Source organism: Salipiger sp. ABN3_019, from assembly GCF_056158605.1.
Genome location: NZ_JBSWTP010000002.1, coordinates 1 through 15,363 on the forward strand (window position 1 = coordinate 1; position 15,363 = coordinate 15,363).

General features: G+C 64.3%; 17 protein-coding genes. 6 read left to right on the plus strand and 11 right to left on the minus strand.

Annotated features, from left to right (window positions below; translation table 11 throughout):
- The 10 genes from ACXAD2_RS01670 to ACXAD2_RS01715 form a co-directional block, all read right to left on the minus strand.
- The coding region (locus tag ACXAD2_RS01670) for a VirB8/TrbF family protein (protein WP_475166067.1) at positions 1–394 on the minus strand (394 nt) is incomplete at its 3' end.
- Between the two features lie 22 nt (positions 395–416).
- Positions 417–1,469 carry a TrbL/VirB6 family protein gene (locus ACXAD2_RS01675; RefSeq protein WP_475165292.1) on the minus strand — a complete coding sequence of 351 codons (1,053 nt, stop codon included), beginning with the start codon at positions 1,467–1,469 and terminating at the stop codon, positions 417–419.
- The gene (locus ACXAD2_RS01680; protein WP_475166069.1) at positions 1,469–1,981 is read right to left on the minus strand and encodes a hypothetical protein; all 513 of its coding nucleotides are present in this window, start codon (positions 1,979–1,981) and stop codon (positions 1,469–1,471) included. The genes ACXAD2_RS01675 and ACXAD2_RS01680 overlap by 1 nt, the downstream gene beginning before the upstream one ends.
- 37 nt (positions 1,982–2,018) lie before the next feature.
- Positions 2,019–2,849, minus strand: coding sequence for a type IV secretion system protein (locus tag ACXAD2_RS01685; RefSeq protein WP_475165297.1), 831 nt, complete (start codon positions 2,847–2,849; stop codon positions 2,019–2,021).
- Positions 2,842–4,008 carry a lytic transglycosylase domain-containing protein gene (locus ACXAD2_RS01690; RefSeq protein WP_475166072.1) on the minus strand — a complete coding sequence of 389 codons (1,167 nt, stop codon included), beginning with the start codon at positions 4,006–4,008 and terminating at the stop codon, positions 2,842–2,844. Before ACXAD2_RS01690 ends, ACXAD2_RS01685 begins: the two co-directional genes overlap by 8 nt.
- Positions 3,983–4,216 carry a hypothetical protein gene (locus ACXAD2_RS01695; protein WP_475166074.1) on the minus strand — a complete coding sequence of 78 codons (234 nt, stop codon included), beginning with the start codon at positions 4,214–4,216 and terminating at the stop codon, positions 3,983–3,985. The genes ACXAD2_RS01690 and ACXAD2_RS01695 overlap by 26 nt, the downstream gene beginning before the upstream one ends.
- Positions 4,213–6,585 (minus strand): VirB4 family type IV secretion system protein, encoded by a 2,373-nt coding sequence (locus ACXAD2_RS01700; protein ID WP_475166076.1) that lies wholly within the window; start codon positions 6,583–6,585, stop codon positions 4,213–4,215. The genes ACXAD2_RS01695 and ACXAD2_RS01700 overlap by 4 nt, the downstream gene beginning before the upstream one ends.
- Positions 6,575–6,850, minus strand: coding sequence for a VirB3 family type IV secretion system protein (locus ACXAD2_RS01705; protein WP_164213867.1), 276 nt, complete (start codon positions 6,848–6,850; stop codon positions 6,575–6,577). The genes ACXAD2_RS01700 and ACXAD2_RS01705 overlap by 11 nt, the downstream gene beginning before the upstream one ends.
- A 60-nt stretch (positions 6,851–6,910) precedes the next feature.
- Complete coding sequence (locus ACXAD2_RS01710; RefSeq protein ID WP_475165307.1) at positions 6,911–7,231, minus strand: TrbC/VirB2 family protein; 321 nt, start codon at positions 7,229–7,231, stop codon at positions 6,911–6,913.
- Positions 7,228–7,839: a lytic transglycosylase domain-containing protein gene (locus tag ACXAD2_RS01715; protein ID WP_475166077.1), complete on the minus strand. Its 612-nt coding sequence runs from the start codon at positions 7,837–7,839 to the stop codon at positions 7,228–7,230. Before ACXAD2_RS01715 ends, ACXAD2_RS01710 begins: the two co-directional genes overlap by 4 nt.
- Positions 7,840–8,017: 178 nt before the next feature.
- Between ACXAD2_RS01715 and ACXAD2_RS01720 the strand changes: the two genes are divergently transcribed.
- The 6 genes from ACXAD2_RS01720 (at position 8,018) to ACXAD2_RS01745 (ending at position 13,794) form a co-directional block, all read left to right on the plus strand.
- Positions 8,018–8,188: a hypothetical protein gene (locus ACXAD2_RS01720; RefSeq protein WP_164197529.1), complete on the plus strand. Its 171-nt coding sequence runs from the start codon at positions 8,018–8,020 to the stop codon at positions 8,186–8,188.
- A 171-nt stretch (positions 8,189–8,359) separates the two neighbouring features.
- A complete protein-coding gene (locus ACXAD2_RS01725; protein ID WP_475166079.1) occupies positions 8,360–8,689 on the plus strand; it encodes a hypothetical protein in 330 nt (109 codons plus the stop codon).
- 80 nt (positions 8,690–8,769) lie between these two features.
- Positions 8,770–9,555, plus strand: coding sequence for a hypothetical protein (locus ACXAD2_RS01730; RefSeq protein ID WP_475165313.1), 786 nt, complete (start codon positions 8,770–8,772; stop codon positions 9,553–9,555).
- Positions 9,556–9,866: 311 nt separating this feature from the next.
- Positions 9,867–11,105, plus strand: coding sequence for a replication initiation protein RepC (gene repC / locus ACXAD2_RS01735; RefSeq protein WP_475165314.1), 1,239 nt, complete (start codon positions 9,867–9,869; stop codon positions 11,103–11,105).
- Between the two features lie 761 nt (positions 11,106–11,866).
- Positions 11,867–12,901, plus strand: coding sequence for a DUF7146 domain-containing protein (locus ACXAD2_RS01740; protein ID WP_475166083.1), 1,035 nt, complete (start codon positions 11,867–11,869; stop codon positions 12,899–12,901).
- Positions 12,902–13,623: 722 nt separating this feature from the next.
- On the plus strand, positions 13,624–13,794 hold the full coding sequence (locus ACXAD2_RS01745; protein WP_475166084.1) for a hypothetical protein: 171 nt from the start codon (positions 13,624–13,626) through the stop codon (positions 13,792–13,794).
- A gap of 357 nt (positions 13,795–14,151) precedes the next feature.
- Here the strand turns inward: ACXAD2_RS01745 and ACXAD2_RS01750 are convergent, their stop codons facing one another.
- The gene (locus ACXAD2_RS01750) at positions 14,152–15,324 is read right to left on the minus strand and encodes an IS5 family transposase (protein ID WP_475166089.1); all 1,173 of its coding nucleotides are present in this window, start codon (positions 15,322–15,324) and stop codon (positions 14,152–14,154) included.
- Positions 15,325–15,363 lie beyond the last annotated feature (39 nt).

Genomic DNA, 15,363 nt, shown 5'->3' on the forward strand with positions numbered 1-15,363 from the left:
GGTAGGTCTCGTTGTCGCTGTCGTTGCTCCAGAGCGCCACCAGCGAGCGCCGGGCGCCGCCGGCCGAGCGGCGCTGCACGCTTTCGAGGCGCTCCTGAATGCCGGCCATGAGGAAGGACTCGCGGTCCGAGACGTAAGAGACCAGCAGGCTTTCCTTCACCGCCTGCTCGTCTTCGATGCCGGTGGGCTGCACCTGCATGATGCGCTCCGCCGCGCCGGTGTCGCGGTCCACCAGCACGGTGAAGACCTCGGTCGTCTTGAGCGGCATCATCGTGGCGATGGAGAGGGCCATGAGGACCGAGATACCGGTGGACACACCCGCGACGATCCAGGCGCGCTTTTCGCTGCGGCGCGGGGCCATGATGATGTCCGTATCTAAGCTGTGTTCTTTCACCAAAACCTCCTTCGCGGGCCGATTACTTGCCGCCCTTGGCGACCGATTTCTGCGCCAGGGACACGGCGAGCCGGGCGGCCGCCGCCGCGCTGCCAGGCGCGCCGCCCGCGGCGCTCGAGATTGCCGCGCCGACCGCATGGCCTTCCCGGCGGGCGCCGGAGCTGATCCCGTATTTGGGTTCCTTGCGCCCGGTCATGCCCTCGGCCATGCCGCGGGCGCCGGCCACGGCGCCATAGCTGTGGGACTTGGCCTGCTGGTAGGTGCCGGAGGCAGCTTGCCCGAGGCCGATGGCGGTCGAGCCGAGGGATTGGGCAATGGTTGGGACCATGAACATGAGCCCGGTGCCGAGCATCATGACCACCACGAAGCCGATGATGTCGCCAATGGTCTCGGCGCTCGCGGGATCGGGCGCGAGCATCTTGCTGGTCGCAATGGTGAAGCCGGCCATAGCTGCGGTCAGCAGGGGCACGAAGGCGAACCCCAGGGCGAGCTTTGCGTAGGTCTCGAAGATCGGCGCTGACTGCTTGAAGAGCGTGCAGGCAATCGCCAGCGGCCCCACCACGATCAGCACCGCGATCATCAGTTTCGCGGCGCAGATGACGACGATGGAGATGGTCGCCATCAGGGCTGCGATGAGGAACATGAGCAGGCTGGCGAGGGCGCCGGAGATGTAGGAGCCGTTTTCCGAGACCGCTTGCCCAAGGTCGAGGGCCCGTATGTAGAGCGTATCGAGGCCGTCGTAGAGGTCGGTGACGCTGTCACCTGTCGTGGCTGAAAGCACGGTCCCGCCCAACTGGCTCGGGGTTTCTGTCAGAACGCCGTAGACCGCATCGAAATTGGCAAAGGAGGACAGGAAGATCATGACCAGGGCGATCCGCGTGATGAGGCTCAGCCCATTGCGGAGCGTCATCGGGACGGCCTGGATGGCCAGGTTGATCCCTGTCATCGCCACGAGGAGCACCGCGCCGACGCGGAACACCGGGATGACCGAGCCAGCCACCTCGTTGTAGGCCGCGGCACCAACAGACGCGGCCGTCGTATCAACCGCCGAGAGGACATCTGCAATGATGGCCATCAGGGCGCGTCCCGGCAGGATTTATTGCGGAAAGTTCGGTAGTCCCGATACACCGCGTTCTCGTTTGCGATGTTGTACTCGCGTAGCTTTGCCATTTCGGTCTCGGAGATGTCCTCGGGCATCACGCCAAGGAATTCGACAGAGAACTCTTCGAAGGACCGCGCGGCCTGCGGGCAGGTGCAGGTCTGCTCCTCGAGGCGCTGGACCTTATTGAAGGTCTGATAGGCGGTGCGGGCCGTGCCGAAGTTGAAGCCCGGTTTGGCGAGCAGCCCGACCTTTGGCGGCTCCCGGCGGCAGAGTGCCTCGTCGCCTTCGAAAAAATACATGCTGCGGCTCTGCATCTCCTGCATGATCGCCAGGAGCTCATCACCATCTTCAGCCTCCACCGCCGCAACGGCCGCGGCGCTCAGCTCCGGTGCGGAGGCGGCGCTGTAATCCTCGGCCCAGGCGACACCGCTCGCACCTGCCAGGACGAGGCTCGCCGTCAGGCCCGTGATCATCTTCGCAAACATATCGGTCTCCTCTTTCAAATCGCGTGTGGGGCGCCGCTCAGTCGGCGGTGCCCGAGTAATCAAAGAAGCTGCGCTCCTTGGCCTGCTCGGCGGCCCAATTCACGCCGGTCTGGCCCTGCGCGAGGCCGGCGGCGGCGTTGAGCCGCCACATCTGGCCGAGCATGAAGTTGGTCTCGGCTGCCATGCGGGTGTTGAGATCGACGCTCTCCTTGAGCGTCTCCTGATTGGCGATCTCATCCACGAGCCCGTTGACCCGCTCGAGGCTGGATTCCGCCTCCTCGTAGGAGAGCTGCGCCGCGGCAATCGCCGTCGCGCTGGTGCCGGCGGTTTGGGCGATGACCTTGTCTTGCGGGTTCTCCGAGGAGGAGAGCTGCGAGAGCCGGTCGGAGGTCAGCCCGGCCGAGGCCAGCGTCTCGCGCATCTGCTCGGCGGCGTGCTTTTCGCCCATGGTGACATCGCCATCGAGGAGATTGTCGAGCAGGGCGTCGAAATCCCCCATGGCCAGGTCATCGGCAAAGCCACTGAGATCGGTGATCTTGGCCGCGCGGTCCCGCAGGTCTTCGGCGCTGTTGTAGAGCGTGGCGATGTCATTGAAGCCGGTCAGCGAGTCCCCGATGAACTCGAGGCTGGTGATCTGCTCCATCTGCAACTCGATCTGCTTTTTCAGCTGCTGGATTTGCTCGATCTGGTATTCGGCATCCTGCAGCGCCTGCTGCAACTGCTCGACGTTCTTTGCAAGGTTCGAGCCGTCGATGACCGGCACGCCCTGCGCGAGACCTGGCGCGGCCAGGTAGAGGGTCGCGACGCTGGCGGTGCCGAGGCAGATGGCAAGGCGGCGCAGGGCCGTGCGAGCGGTCCTTTCACTCATCGCGATACTCCCAGAAATTCGTGGCCTGCAGCCCCTGCGCGGCGTCTGAGATGCCGCGGGCGGCTGCAACCTTCACCTGCGCGGCGCGCAAGCGCAGGGTCAGCGCCATGAGACGAGCCCGCTCGGCCATCATGTAGGTGTTGTGATCGACGGCCTGCTTTTCGGTCTCGGTCCTGGCATGCTGCAGGAGGCCATAGATGCGCTGCATCGCGTGATCGATCTGGCTGTTCACCTCGCTGGCGTAGCCCATGGAGGCATCCGACCAGTTGCCCCATTGCGCCGAGGCGCCATCGACCCCGGCCAGGGTTCCCGTCTGATCCTTGCCGGTGATGAGCGAGAGATAGCCATCATAGTAGCTGCGGATCCGGCGAACGTAGTTCTGGGTCTCATCGAAGGGCGGCACGCCGCCGTATTTGTCGACATTGCCGGGCCCTGCGTTATAGGCGGCGAGGGCAAAATCGATCCGACCATAGGACTTGAGCTGGGCGAGAATGTAGCGCGCGCCGCCGTCGAGGTTCTGCCAAGGATCGCGCGGATCCACGCCAAGATCGGCGGCGGTGCCGGGCATCAGCTGGCAAAAGCCCATGGCGCCTACATGCGAGACCGCGGCGTTGTTGAAGCGGCTTTCCTGCTTGATGAGGGACTGGAAGAGGATGCGCCAGGTCAGCGGGGTCAGGCCCGCCGCGCCGACACCCGCATGGCCCTCGTATTTCGCGGCCGTCCCGATGATCATCTGCTCGACGCTGGCATCGTCACCAAAGAGCCGCTGCGCATCGGCGCTGCTTTCCTCCGTCACCGGATAGGTCTCCGCGGCACCCGGGAAACCTCCCGCGCCGTCTTCGAAGCCCGAGACATCGGTCGTGCCAGTCGTCTGCTCGAGGAAGCGCGCGTAGGCTTCGAGCTGCTCCTGGTGCAAATTTTGCTGCGCTTCGCGACGGCCGAGCTTTTCCTGCTGCTTGGCATAATCGCGTTCGCCCTCGGAGAGGCGTGAGATCGCATTGGCGAGGTTCGAGCCGTCGACGATCGGCACGCCGTGCGCCAGGGCGCTGGGGGCGGAGGCAGCCGCGAGCATCAGCCCCGCAAAGCCCAGTCCCGCCGCCCCGGTCCGCGAGACCTTGGGTCTCGGCATACGCTCAGAGCGGGGAGAACTGGCAATCATCCACGCCCTCCACAGCAAAACTCATCTGGGAAGGCGACGCGGCGCTCCGGCTCACCACGGCCCCGCGCGTTGCTGTGGCCGGAATGACCGCGTAGCTGCCCTCGGACCGGAACGTGCCGGCACAGGGCGACTTGCGCCCGGTCGAGACGCCGGCGGCGCAGCCAGCGAGGGCCAGCATCAGGGCAGCGGTGGAGAGGAGCTTTGTCATGCCATGTCCTTCCAGAAATCAGACTTGCGGCGCCACTCGAAGGGCGCGCGGTCCTCGCCCTTGGCCCCGCCGCCAAGCACGGTGACGAGATCCGGGCCGAGGCCGGAGAGGTCGAAGTTGACGAAGAGGCTGTCGCCGGCCGAGCGCAGCAATGCGAGACGTAGACCGCCGGTGCTTTGCGAGACAAACTCCGCCTCGCGGTCATTGAGCTTGAGGATGCGGTAGTCCTCGGGATGGGCGGCAGGGTTCGGAAACAGGATCTGCGTCGAGACCATCTCGGAGATGATCGAGCCGACGCTCGACTGCGCGAGATGCCCGGGGGTTTGGGTCAGCATCATCACCACGCAGTTTTTCTTGCGCATGGTGACCAGCCATTCCTGCAGGCGCTTCACGAACATCTCGTCGTTCAGCATCTTCCAGGCCTCGTCGATGACGAGGATGGTCGGGCGCCGGTCCTCGATGACACGCTCGATCCGGCGGAAGAGATAGGCCAGAAGCGCGGTACGCTCGGTGCCGAGATCGAGCAGCTCGCTCATATCGATGCCGACGACATCCTCGCCGATTTGAATGCCGGTCTCGGCTTCTTCATCAAAGAGCCAGCCAAAGCGGCCCGCCGCGGTCCATTCGCGGACCCGCGCAACGAGATCGCCATCGTCGTCGGTCTGGTTCACCGCTGAGGCGAGGGCCGAGAAGCTGCGCAGCTCGGGCTCGGCTGCCACCACGCGGCGGATGGCGTCATTCAGCGCCACGGTCTGGAAGGTCTCGAGCGGACGGCCGCTGCGCGAGAGAATGTCGGCGGTCCAATCAGTCAGCCAAGCCGCGCCGCGGCTGTCGGTCTCGGTGAGGAAGGGATTGAAGCCGGTGGGCTGGCCGATACGCACGGTGCTGTAGGTGCCGCCCAAAGCGCGCACCGCCATCTCGAGGCCGAGGTCCTTGTCGAAGACGACGATGCGCGCGCCGACGCGGCGGGCCTGCGCCATCAAAAACGCGGTGCCGAGCGTCTTGCCCGAGCCGGGGCGCCCCAGCACCAGCGTGTGCCCGCCCGAGGGCTCGGCGGTCCGCGATCCGGGCTCGTGGAAATTGAACCGGTATTGGCAGGACGACACAGAGGGCAGGACGGTGATGGTCTCGCCCCAGGGCGATTGGTGCTTGTCGCGCCCGGGCGCGCCGGCATGGAAGGCGGCAAAGTCCGCAAAGTTGGTCGAGGTGGTCAGCGCCGCCCGGTGGCGATAGCGCCAATTGCCCGGCGCCTGGCTGAAGAACATGGCGCGGGCGGCAAAGTTCTCGCGCACCAGCGTGGCGCCCGACTCCTGCCCGGCACGCCAGACCTCGGAGGCGGCCTCTTCCAGAGCCTTTTCACTGGCGGCGGTGACCATGACGGTGAGTTGGTGCTTGCCGAGAACGCCGCGCCCGGAGGCGATGTCATCGAGAAGCTCGTAAAGCCCGGCGCGCAGGGATTGCGCGGCATCTTCGGTTGCCCCCATCTGCCGCGCGGTGCGGGCGATCTTTTCCTCGGCCTCGTTGTTGCGGATCGGTGTGAAGCTGTTGGTGACCACGATGTCGTAGGGCAGCTCCAGCGCATCGAGCACGGTCGGCAGCGATTTGTTCGGCCAGGCCTTCACCCCGAAGATCGCGCCGAAGCGGCGGGACATGCCGTTGTCGATGGCAAAGCGCTTCCCCTTGAAGAGATATTGGGCGTTGGCCATGGAGGCCGAGAGGAACTGGCCCGGTTGGCCGTGCATCGGCTGGAACTCCTGGCCCTGCACCGTGCCGAGATAGCCCAGCCAATCGCCGTCCGAGACGCGCAGGCGACGGAAGCCCACGGCGTGATACATCGCCTGCAGCAGGCCCATGGCCTCGGCAATGCGCTCCTTGCGCAGCGCGAGGTCGGCCTCGAAACTCGATTTGACAGCCCGCCCCAGCCCCATCTTCTGGCTGGCGCTCGGGCGCATGGCGAGGGTGAGCAGCAGGACCCGGCGCTTGAGGGATTTGGCCCTTATTGTCTCGCGCCAGCGCCGGTCGATTTCCGCAGCAAAGCCGCCGTCGTCCATGGGGGCGAGATCGAGTGCTGCGGGGATGGTGATCTTGTTCACATAAAAGCCGAAGCGTTCGCCAAGCTGGCCGACGAGGGGGGCAAAGCCCTGCGTCAGCGCCTCGATCTCCGGCGCCTCGGCGGTGAAGCTGTCGATGCCGCCGATGACGGCCGAGGCGAGAAGATCACCCTGCCGCGTGAGGATGAGGTCATCCTCGGGGGCAGAGAGATAGGGCAGGTGGCGCGCCACCGGCTCTTCGGCAAAGAGGCTCTCGGGCAGTACCGAGCGCAGCAGGGCGCTGTCTTCGAAGAGGGCGGAGAGGCGGTTAAGAGACATAGCGATCGCCCCCGTTTCGCTTGTAGGTCCGGGTGCGCGGGGTGGTGGAGAGAACGCCCGCGACGATCTGGAAGAGATGCGGGTTCCGGTCGGCGACGAGCCAAAGGGCCGGGTAGGCGATCAGGGCAATGCCGAGGAACCGCACATCGTCGAACGCTACAAAGGGGATCACCGAGCCGAGCGCCAGGCTGATGAAATAGCCCAGCGGCAGCCCGAAGAACTTCGGCGGGCGTGTCAGCCCGAGAAACAGGGGGTGCTCTTGCATCGGCATGCGCTCCAACGAAGAAGGCCTCCCGCGCCACACGGGGCGGGGAGGCTCATGGCGTCAGGTGGCCGTGAAGCCGTCGATGATGGTTTCGGCGGAGAAGACGATGACAACGCCGACGAGAATGACGAGAAAGAGCGGCCAGTTGAGGCGGCCGGTGAACATCATGTAGCCGGACCCCACGAGGGCGAGGATCGCGATCAGTCGGCCGATGGGCCCCGTCAGCGCATCGACGATCGTGCCGAGCATGTTCTCGAGCGGGTCGAGGTTTTGCGCCAGCGCGGGCTCGGCGATGAGCGCGAAGATGGGAAAGAGGTAGAGCAGCCCTTTCCAGTTGAGGGAGGTGAGGCGGCCTATAAGCCCTTTGCTGATCGTGGTCATATGCGGTCCTTACCGATGGTTGCCAGGTAGACGTCGAGCACCTTGCGAACGTGCCCTTGTGTCTCCCGGTAGGGAGGAATGCCCTGGTACCGGGCGACGGCATCCGGACCGGCGTTGTAGGCGGCAAGCGCCAGGGGCACCGATCCAAATTCTTCGAGCTGCATGAGGAGGTAGCGGGCAGACCCGTCGAGGTTCTCGCGCGGGTCGTGCGGATCGACCCCGAGGACCTGCGCGGTTCCGGGCATGAGCTGGCCAAGACCGATCGCGCCCACATGCGAGCGGGCCGATTGCCGGAAATTGCTCTCGATGGCGATATTGGCCCGGAAGAGGGCGATCCACTCGACAGGGGAAATGCCCGCGCGGCGGAGGCCGGGATGGCGAGCGTGGGCCTGCGCAACGGTGGAGATCAGGCGCTCGACCTCAGCGGAGCCATGAAGGCGCGAGAGGCCGGGGCGGGAGGGCGCGACGGCGGCAGCAATTGCCTGCGTGCCCCCGGCTTCAGAAGAAAAATCCCTCGGCTTGCCGAAGTCGAGAACCGAGGCGGTGACCCGCCCCGCGTCTCGCGGGCCTCCGAGGTCGATGACCTCGGCATGGGCCCAGGATGCCATCGCCGCGAGCGCGGCGGAGGCACAAAACCGTCTAGTCCTTTGACGTGTCCTCATAGGTTTTCCAAACCGCGCGCTCTCCTACGTGACGCGGAACGGAAATGGGGGAGACGCCGAGGTCCATGCCGAAGGACAGGAGGCCTGTCAGGGTTCGGATGGTCCTCGTCTTGATATCCCTACCGTGGACAAGAAGCAGTCGGTGCGTTTGACCGTCAACCTCGGCAACAGCGTAGAACTTCCACGCGGCCTGGAATTGGTTGCTCACGCGCGCTGGCGCTTCGATGCACTCGACTTCAACTGTCCCACCGGCTTCCAGGGTTTCCCTCACTCCCGCAAGCGTAATCACTGGTGAAACTTCTCTCATTTTTTTGCCTCGTTCCTGGGGTCGTTCGATGTGTCGAGTGACATGGAGGAGGCATACACATTTTTTGGGTAGCGTGAAACAGAAGATGGTGCAATACGTAATTGGTAGATACTACAAGCGTAAAAAGTGCCACATAGTGATGTACAAGACATGATGCGGATGTTTGTGCATACCACCCGCTGCGCCGGAAGTGCTGCCTCTGGGGCGGCCTTGGTTGCGGCGAGTCTTGCAAACTCGGCCGTAGCGCAAACGACAGCGCTGGACTGTGTGCCGCCGCCGGTCCCCAGTGCCGACCTGCCGCAGGACGTCATCGAGGAGTACCGCGATGAGCTTGGACTGGAGTTCTCGAATTACTTCACCGAGGCGCAGCGCTACCTGCAGTGCCTGGAGATGGCGGAGGAGACGGCGCGGCAGGACATCGACGCCGCGCTTGAGGCCTACGCGCGCCTGCAAGCTCTTCATTCAGATCAGAAACATATTCAAGAATGATGGATCGAGCGCAAAACCCGCTGGACATCCAAAGAAGTGATGTGATTGGTTGCAGGCACACTTTTAACGGGAGTAGGGCGATGAAGCATCTCCTCGGCGCTGCGGCCACGGCTGCCGTGGCATTTGCCGGAAGCTTGGCCGTGACATCGCAGCCGGCGCGCGCCTACCAGATCGATTGCGCGATCCTGCTCTGTCTTTCCGGCGGCTGGCCCGCTTCGGCGCCCTGCGTTGCGTCAAAGACGGAGTTCATCCGCCGGATCACGCCGTCGCCGATCGAGCCGCCGCTGCAGATCTGGCGCTGCCCGATGCACGCGGCCTATCCGGGAAACGCGGGGCAAACGCCGGCGCAGCGCCTCTATGATGTTGCCTTTGACCGAGGCGCGCACCCGGTCCAATCACCGTCGCAATCCAGCGGGTTCCACGCTGGCATGGGTGAAGGTGCGGTGCCGCTGGACGCGCTCATCTCTGCGGTGCTGAATGAGGCTGGGGTAGGGGGCGCCCCGAGGCGCGCCCTCTTGCAGCAGATCGCCGACTACACCTCCGAAAATGGCGTGGCCGACATCGACATCAGTGATCCGGTCTTCGACTTCGTGCGCTCGATCCGGGTCTACAGCGTCGAGGTCATGCGCCAGCGCGAGCGGGGCAGCGACAATGACCATTGCGAGCGCTCGAGCCGCGTGCGTGTCGGTCGATATGGCTTGCAGGGCGATTTCTACTGGCGTGACAGCAGTCCCTCGGCGCTACCGGCTGCCTTTGTCGGCGATGAGGGCTGGGGTGAAAGCTGCCCTTACATCTCGCGCCGGTCGGTCTTCGTGGACTGGTCGGACTACCAGGGCAACTACGGCTACGAGCAGGTGAATTACTAGCGGACCGTTTGCCGCGCGAGGCCGCGGCTTGCAGAGCGGACCAAAAGAGGCAGGCCCGTCGCCACATGCGGCGCTTGGAAAGAAAGGAGCAGTTTTCCCACCCCCCAAATAAGAAACCCCGCGAAGGCGGCAACCTTCACGGGGGGAGCTCTTAGAACAAGGGTGTGCAAACCCTTGGAAGCAAGCCTCATCACTTGCGACTCTATCAGCCTCCCCCATTGGCAGACAAGGAAAAACGCACCTGTGCGAACGGGTAAATCTTGTCTGGCGCCGCCTCGCCAATACCGGACGAGGAATACAGACCGATGCATATGGCTGAAGCCATTTTAGAGGCCCGACAACACATCTCCTTCCCCTCTTTGCCGCAGGGCATGGAGCGCGACGGGTTCGTTGCGCTGATTGACGCCGTGGCGCCGCTGCTCGGGGTCAGAAGCGCTTCGCTCGCGACCTTCCGCATCATGGTCGCTGCCACCCGCCCCAGCGCCTTCAAGAGCGGCGAAGAGGAGCCCTGCTGTTATCTCGCGCAATCCGAGATCGCCAAGAAGCGGAAGGTCTCGCCGAGCCGGATCCGGGCGGACGAGGCGCAACTGGTCGCGGCCGGGCTGATCGAGAAGCGCACCATGGGAAACGGCGCGCGCTCGGGCTTTGTCGGATGCGGCGTGTACTTCTCCGTGGCCATCAAAAGGTGCCAGGAGTTCCTGGCGCTCCGCGAGGGCATCGAAGAGGGACGCCAGCATCACGCGAAGCTGCGCGGGCTTCGCAGCATCCACAAGAAGCACCTGAAGAGTTGCCTCGCCGAGCTGATCGCGGAGCATGGCCGGACGGGCGAGGTCGAGGACATTGCCGAAGCCTTCGAGGCCTGGCCAAGCGCGGACAAGCTGCACCGGATGCCCGTGGAGGAGCTCGAGGCGCATGTCGCCGAGGCGGACGTGCTCTGCACTGCGGCGCTGGATCTGCTGCAAGCGATGTCAAAAACGCACGGTCGACCGCACAAAAACGAGCGGTCCTATATACAAGATACAACTCAAGATTTTAACGAAGTACCTTGTAACGCCAGCGTTGATCAGCGGAGCGCGGGCAAGCCCGCGCACACGAATGTAGAGGACGCCTCGCCTAGCGGCGCGCCGTCTTGCCGAGAAGAAAAGGCTGGAGCGGGGGACGCCGAGCACAAGTCCAAAATCCTCACAAACATCCCGATCCAGACATTCATCCCGCTCGCTTCCGAGGAGATGCGCTTCTACTTGGATGCCCGCCGGCAGGGCCGGGGCGGCTGGTCGAGCCTGCACCTGCATGATTTCACCGTCGCCGCACTTTGTCGCCTGCCCGAGCTCGGCATCAATCGCTCCGCCTGGAACGATGCGGTGCGCAAGATGGGGGTGGAAGACGCGACCTGGTGTGTGTTCATCCTCGATGCCAGGGCCAGCGATCCCGAAACACCGATCCTCAGCCCCGGAGGGTATCTACGGGCCATGACGCGCCGGCACGAGGAGGGCACGCTGAACATCGTTGGTGGGCTCATCGGGCTGTCGATGCGCCAGAATGCACAGTAGCGGCGGGGTCGCTGCGATGCGGCAGGGCGGGCAGGGCGGCGGCTTTCCAGCGTGAGGAGGTGAGTTCGGGGCGTTGGCCGCTGGCGTTAGGGCAAGGCGCGTAAGTGACAGAAAACGCGCGCAATTGCGCCCGTGACGTGGAGGGTGAAGCCGTAAAATGGCCGCAGTTACGTAAGGTAAGCAAATTCCCGCTCAGGTTGAGCCATTCGCATTGCAGTCAACGTGTAAGCTCTTGTTACTTCCCGTCATGGCGCGACCGAGTGCGCCGCGAAAGACGGCAGGCCGCGTGTTGGTGGGGTCCGCCGGGAAAGGGAATGCAATGAACCAATTCAACCACTCCGCCTATGAACAGGAGATTGGATCGGTCGAGGAGGAACCTCGACAACGGACGCGACTTGAGACCCTCGCCAAGGCGGGCGTCCTATGGGCCGACCCCTTGGTGCCCAAGAAGCAGGTGATCGCGGAGACGGGCTTTGACGCACGAGAGTTGCGCCGCCTCTTCGGCAGGAGACGCCGCCCGCCCGTGTGCGACCTTTAGTTAGGCCCGCATCCTCGATGCAGTTCCTTCGCGCGCCAGCTCGTCGCCAGAGCGCGCGAACGGTTTGCGGAACAAGGCCTCGGAAACCTGTCGGCCGTCGTCGATGTGGGGCGGGCCGGCAGGAGATAGCGGATTTTTCAGGGGTCGGATTTTGGCACCCCCTCAGGGACTTCGAAGTTCGTGGCGTCTGGGGAACATGCGATATGCAAAGGTTGATCTTGCCATGAATACAGAAACTCAGGAGCTGCTGCGCGAGTTGGCCCAGAACGCCGAAAGTGTGTGCCGTCACTATCTCTCCGCCGGGCGGCGTGAAGGCGGGTACTGGCTGGTTGGCGACCTGCAGAACACGCCGGGGCGCTCGCTTTACGTGCGCCTCACCGGCCCTGATGAAGGCAAGGGCGCACGCGGCCGCTGGACCGATGGCGCGACCGGCGAATACGGCGACCTGCTCGACATCATCAAGGCGCGGACTGGGATCGCCCGGTTTCCCGATCTGCTGGCGGAGGTCCGGGCACACCTCGGGCGCCCCTTGCCGGCGGCGCATCCGAGCACGCCTCGAACGCGCAAAAGCGCATCCGGCAAACGGATATCCGCAACGCGTCTCTATGAGGGGTCGGTTCCACTTTCCGGGAGCCTGGCAGAAACCTACCTCCAGCGCCGTGGTATCACCCGCGCGGCGTCCGCGACGGCGCTGCGTTTTAATCCGCGCTGCTGGCATCGAGATCACGACGAAGCCGGATCCAAGCCGCGTCCCGCGCTGATCGCGGCGGTGACCGACAGGGCAGGGCGCCTTCGCGGCGTTCACCGCACCTGGCTCGCAGAGGATGGGTTGGACAAAGCGCCCGTCGAGGTGCAACGCCGGGCCATGGGCGAGCTTCTGGGCAATGCGGTGAAGATCGACGCCCCAGGCGAGTGGCTTGCGATTGGGGAAGGTCTGGAGACCATGCTGTCGCTGCGCGAGGCCCTCCCGGGTCTTCCGGTCTGGGCTGCGCTTTCGGCTGCGCACCTCGGCGCCGTCGATCTGCCCGAAGGGATACGCCAGATCTACATCGCGCGCGATCTTGACGATGCCGGGCAGGCCGCGGCAGACAAGCTGAGCGCGCGGGCCCGGGACGCAGGTATCTCGGTTTTGGTGCTCGAACCCCGCCTCGGGGATTTCAACGACGACCTGCGAGAGGATGGCGCAGCCGCGCTGCGGCAGCGGCTTCTTGGTCAGCTCGAGCGCGCTGACCTGGTGCGGATGGCGCTGAAGAGCTGAGGACGTTCCCTCATGCGCCACATTCTATCGGTCGCCGGACATCTGAAAACTGGCGGCGGGGCGATATCTGTGGCGCGCGCACGGGGCCGGACAAAGACGAAGAGCTCGTCGCCTCGGGCGCAGGCATCGGCGGGCATCCGAGGGTGAGCGCGACGCGGGCATATGAGGTATGGGGCCCCTCTTCTCGGGCAACGGGTGCAAAGATCGCCTTGAGATTATGCTCCGAGCCGCGCTCGTTGATATGTTGCGCAGGTTTTGATGCCATGTCGATGTCTACGATGGGAGAGGTTCACCAGCTTTCCAGAGACCGCCGAGTTGCCCGCAGAGGCGAGCCCGAACACAGGGGCACGCCTGCGCACGCGGGTCGCCAAGCAGCCCCCGGTCGTTCAGGACCTCTTGCGCGGTAAGTAGGCGGCCGGGAAGGGCGCTCACGACCAAGGGCGGCATCGAGCCGATCAACGCGCGACGATCGCACCGTAGCATGGCAGTGCCGACGGGGCGATTAGGGGGTAACGCCGGGCCGAGCGCGTGGGCCGGTGTCCGAAATATGCGGTAATCTTCGGACATTATGGCCTCCGGTTGGCTAGGATGGCCATCTGTGCTACGAAATCTCTTCCGCCGGCCGCTTCGCCGGCGCCCCACACATGCAGGATGCTCTACAGGACGATGATTTCGCCCCTGTGCGGGGCTTTGCGTGGGCGAACAAATAGGAGAACACCAACATGGGCATTTTTACCCGCGAACAATCTCAAGCGGTCGAAGAGCTTCTCGAGTGCGGCCTGTCCGATTTCGACATCGCTCGGAAGGTCTCTGCTAGAGGCGAAGACCCAGAAATCCTCATTGATGCGGTCGGCACTGTCCGTGAACGTCGACAGGCAAGCGCCTCTCTCTGAGTCTTCTCGCAAGACATTCGAAAGCCCGCCAGGTCTCGTCTGGCGGGCTTCTTTGTGTCTGCAGAGGGTGCGTGAATGCGGCGTTTATCTGGTTGAAAAGGGCCCGGAAACTAGTCTTCCGCTGGGGGTACTTTCGCGCGTTACCTGCTGTCTCGCGCAGCGCCGCACGATCCCGAGTTGCTGATATTTTGGAGCTAACGCGCCGCACCGGCCGTTCTTCAGCCCGTGGAGGGCTTGATGCCCGCCTCACCTTAGCAGGCCGCTGAAAAACTCCGCTGGGAGGAACGGTTTCCCTCTACGCGGATGCAGGGGGTGGGCCGGGTCTTGGACAGGTAGGCCCGACGGCGTTTTCGCTTGTCAGGCAGCAAGCAGTTTCGGCAGCCTTGCCAAGTTGCAGGCCGCCATCGTCAGCGTGAAGCGGGCACGCACGCGCTCGATGCCGCGATACATGGTCTGTGCCATGCCTCCGACGGTCTTGGCCCAGCCGAAAGGCTCTTCGATCTTCTTTCTGCGCCGCTGGGATTTGGCATAACCCGGGTGTCGGGTGGTCCGACCGTCGATGGCGGAATGCCGCGACTTCTGCGCGACATGAGGCGTCACCACCATCTGGCGCAACTCGGCGACGAAGTCGGCGCTGTCGTAGCCGCGATCCGCAGCCAAGGTCAGGCGCCGCGTTGATCCAGACGAATGACGGTGGAGCATGTCGATTGCCGCACGGCGTTCGGCGTGACCGTCAGCTTGCGTCAGATCTGCCTGCACGATCAGCCCGGAGCGGTTTTCCATCAGGCTATGTCCCATAAAGCATAATACCGCGCCTGTGCCGGGCGACTTCTTGAACAGCCGGGTCTCGGGATCAGTCATCGACGCGTGGGTTGCGTTCGAGCGTCGTTCACCACGGAAGTCGACTTCGGCGTTGCGGCTGCGGCGTGTGGGGCGGGGCATTGGTTCAGGCTCGGTCGTGGAGTGGTCAGAGGAGGATGGTGGCGATACATGGCCATCTGGCGGATCGCCTGGACCCTCGTCCCCGCCGGACGCAGCCCTTTCCTTCGGCTGGAAGCTCTTCATCGAAGCCCAAGCTTTCACCAATGTGCCGTCCACCGAGAAGTGGTCATCGGACAGCAGCGGTGCCACCTCGCGATGGGCCAGAATGGCGGCCATGATCTTGCGCGACATATCCGTGGTCAGCAGCCGGTCACGGTTCTTCGTGAACACGGTCGGGACCCAGATGGTATCATCGATCCCGAGGCCCACGAACCAGCGGAACAGCAGATTATAGTCCATCTGTTCCATGAGCTGCCGCTCGGACCGGATCGAGTAGAGGATCTGCAGCAGGCTGGCCCGGATCAGCCGTTCCGGTGCGATCGAGGGACGGCCCTCACCGGCGTAGAGCCGATCAAAGTCGGCATCCAGGGAGCGCAGCGCATCGTTGACGACGGCCCGGATCTTGCGCAGCGGGTGTCGTGCCGGAATGCGCTCCTCAAGATCGACATAGCTGAACAGCGATCCCGTCACCTCGTCCGATCCGCGCATCGCCACCTCCGTCATACCGTGCTGGCGATGAATCATGTT

Excerpts from the sequence above, each read along its gene's own strand:
- ACXAD2_RS01675 (WP_475165292.1), bottom strand. The coding sequence starts at position 1,469 with ATGGCCATCATTGCAGATGTCCTCTCGGCGGTTGATACGACGGCCGCG.
- ACXAD2_RS01680 (WP_475166069.1), bottom strand. The coding sequence starts at position 1,981 with ATGTTTGCGAAGATGATCACGGGCCTGACGGCGAGCCTCGTCCTGGCA.
- ACXAD2_RS01685 (WP_475165297.1), bottom strand. The coding sequence starts at position 2,849 with ATGAGTGAAAGGACCGCTCGCACGGCCCTGCGCCGCCTTGCCATCTGC.
- ACXAD2_RS01690 (WP_475166072.1), bottom strand. The coding sequence starts at position 4,008 with ATGATTGCCAGTTCTCCCCGCTCTGAGCGTATGCCGAGACCCAAGGTC.
- ACXAD2_RS01695 (WP_475166074.1), bottom strand. The coding sequence starts at position 4,216 with ATGACAAAGCTCCTCTCCACCGCTGCCCTGATGCTGGCCCTCGCTGGC.
- ACXAD2_RS01700 (WP_475166076.1), bottom strand. The coding sequence starts at position 6,585 with ATGTCTCTTAACCGCCTCTCCGCCCTCTTCGAAGACAGCGCCCTGCTG.
- ACXAD2_RS01705 (WP_164213867.1), bottom strand. The coding sequence starts at position 6,850 with ATGCAAGAGCACCCCCTGTTTCTCGGGCTGACACGCCCGCCGAAGTTC.
- ACXAD2_RS01710 (WP_475165307.1), bottom strand. The coding sequence starts at position 7,231 with ATGACCACGATCAGCAAAGGGCTTATAGGCCGCCTCACCTCCCTCAAC.
- ACXAD2_RS01715 (WP_475166077.1), bottom strand. The coding sequence starts at position 7,839 with ATGGCATCCTGGGCCCATGCCGAGGTCATCGACCTCGGAGGCCCGCGA.
- ACXAD2_RS01725 (WP_475166079.1), top strand. The coding sequence starts at position 8,360 with ATGTTTGTGCATACCACCCGCTGCGCCGGAAGTGCTGCCTCTGGGGCG.
- ACXAD2_RS01730 (WP_475165313.1), top strand. The coding sequence starts at position 8,770 with ATGAAGCATCTCCTCGGCGCTGCGGCCACGGCTGCCGTGGCATTTGCC.
- repC (WP_475165314.1), top strand. The coding sequence starts at position 9,867 with ATGGCTGAAGCCATTTTAGAGGCCCGACAACACATCTCCTTCCCCTCT.
- ACXAD2_RS01740 (WP_475166083.1), top strand. The coding sequence starts at position 11,867 with ATGAATACAGAAACTCAGGAGCTGCTGCGCGAGTTGGCCCAGAACGCC.
- ACXAD2_RS01745 (WP_475166084.1), top strand. The coding sequence starts at position 13,624 with ATGGGCATTTTTACCCGCGAACAATCTCAAGCGGTCGAAGAGCTTCTC.
- ACXAD2_RS01750 (WP_475166089.1), bottom strand. The coding sequence starts at position 15,324 with ATGCGCGGATCGGACGAGGTGACGGGATCGCTGTTCAGCTATGTCGAT.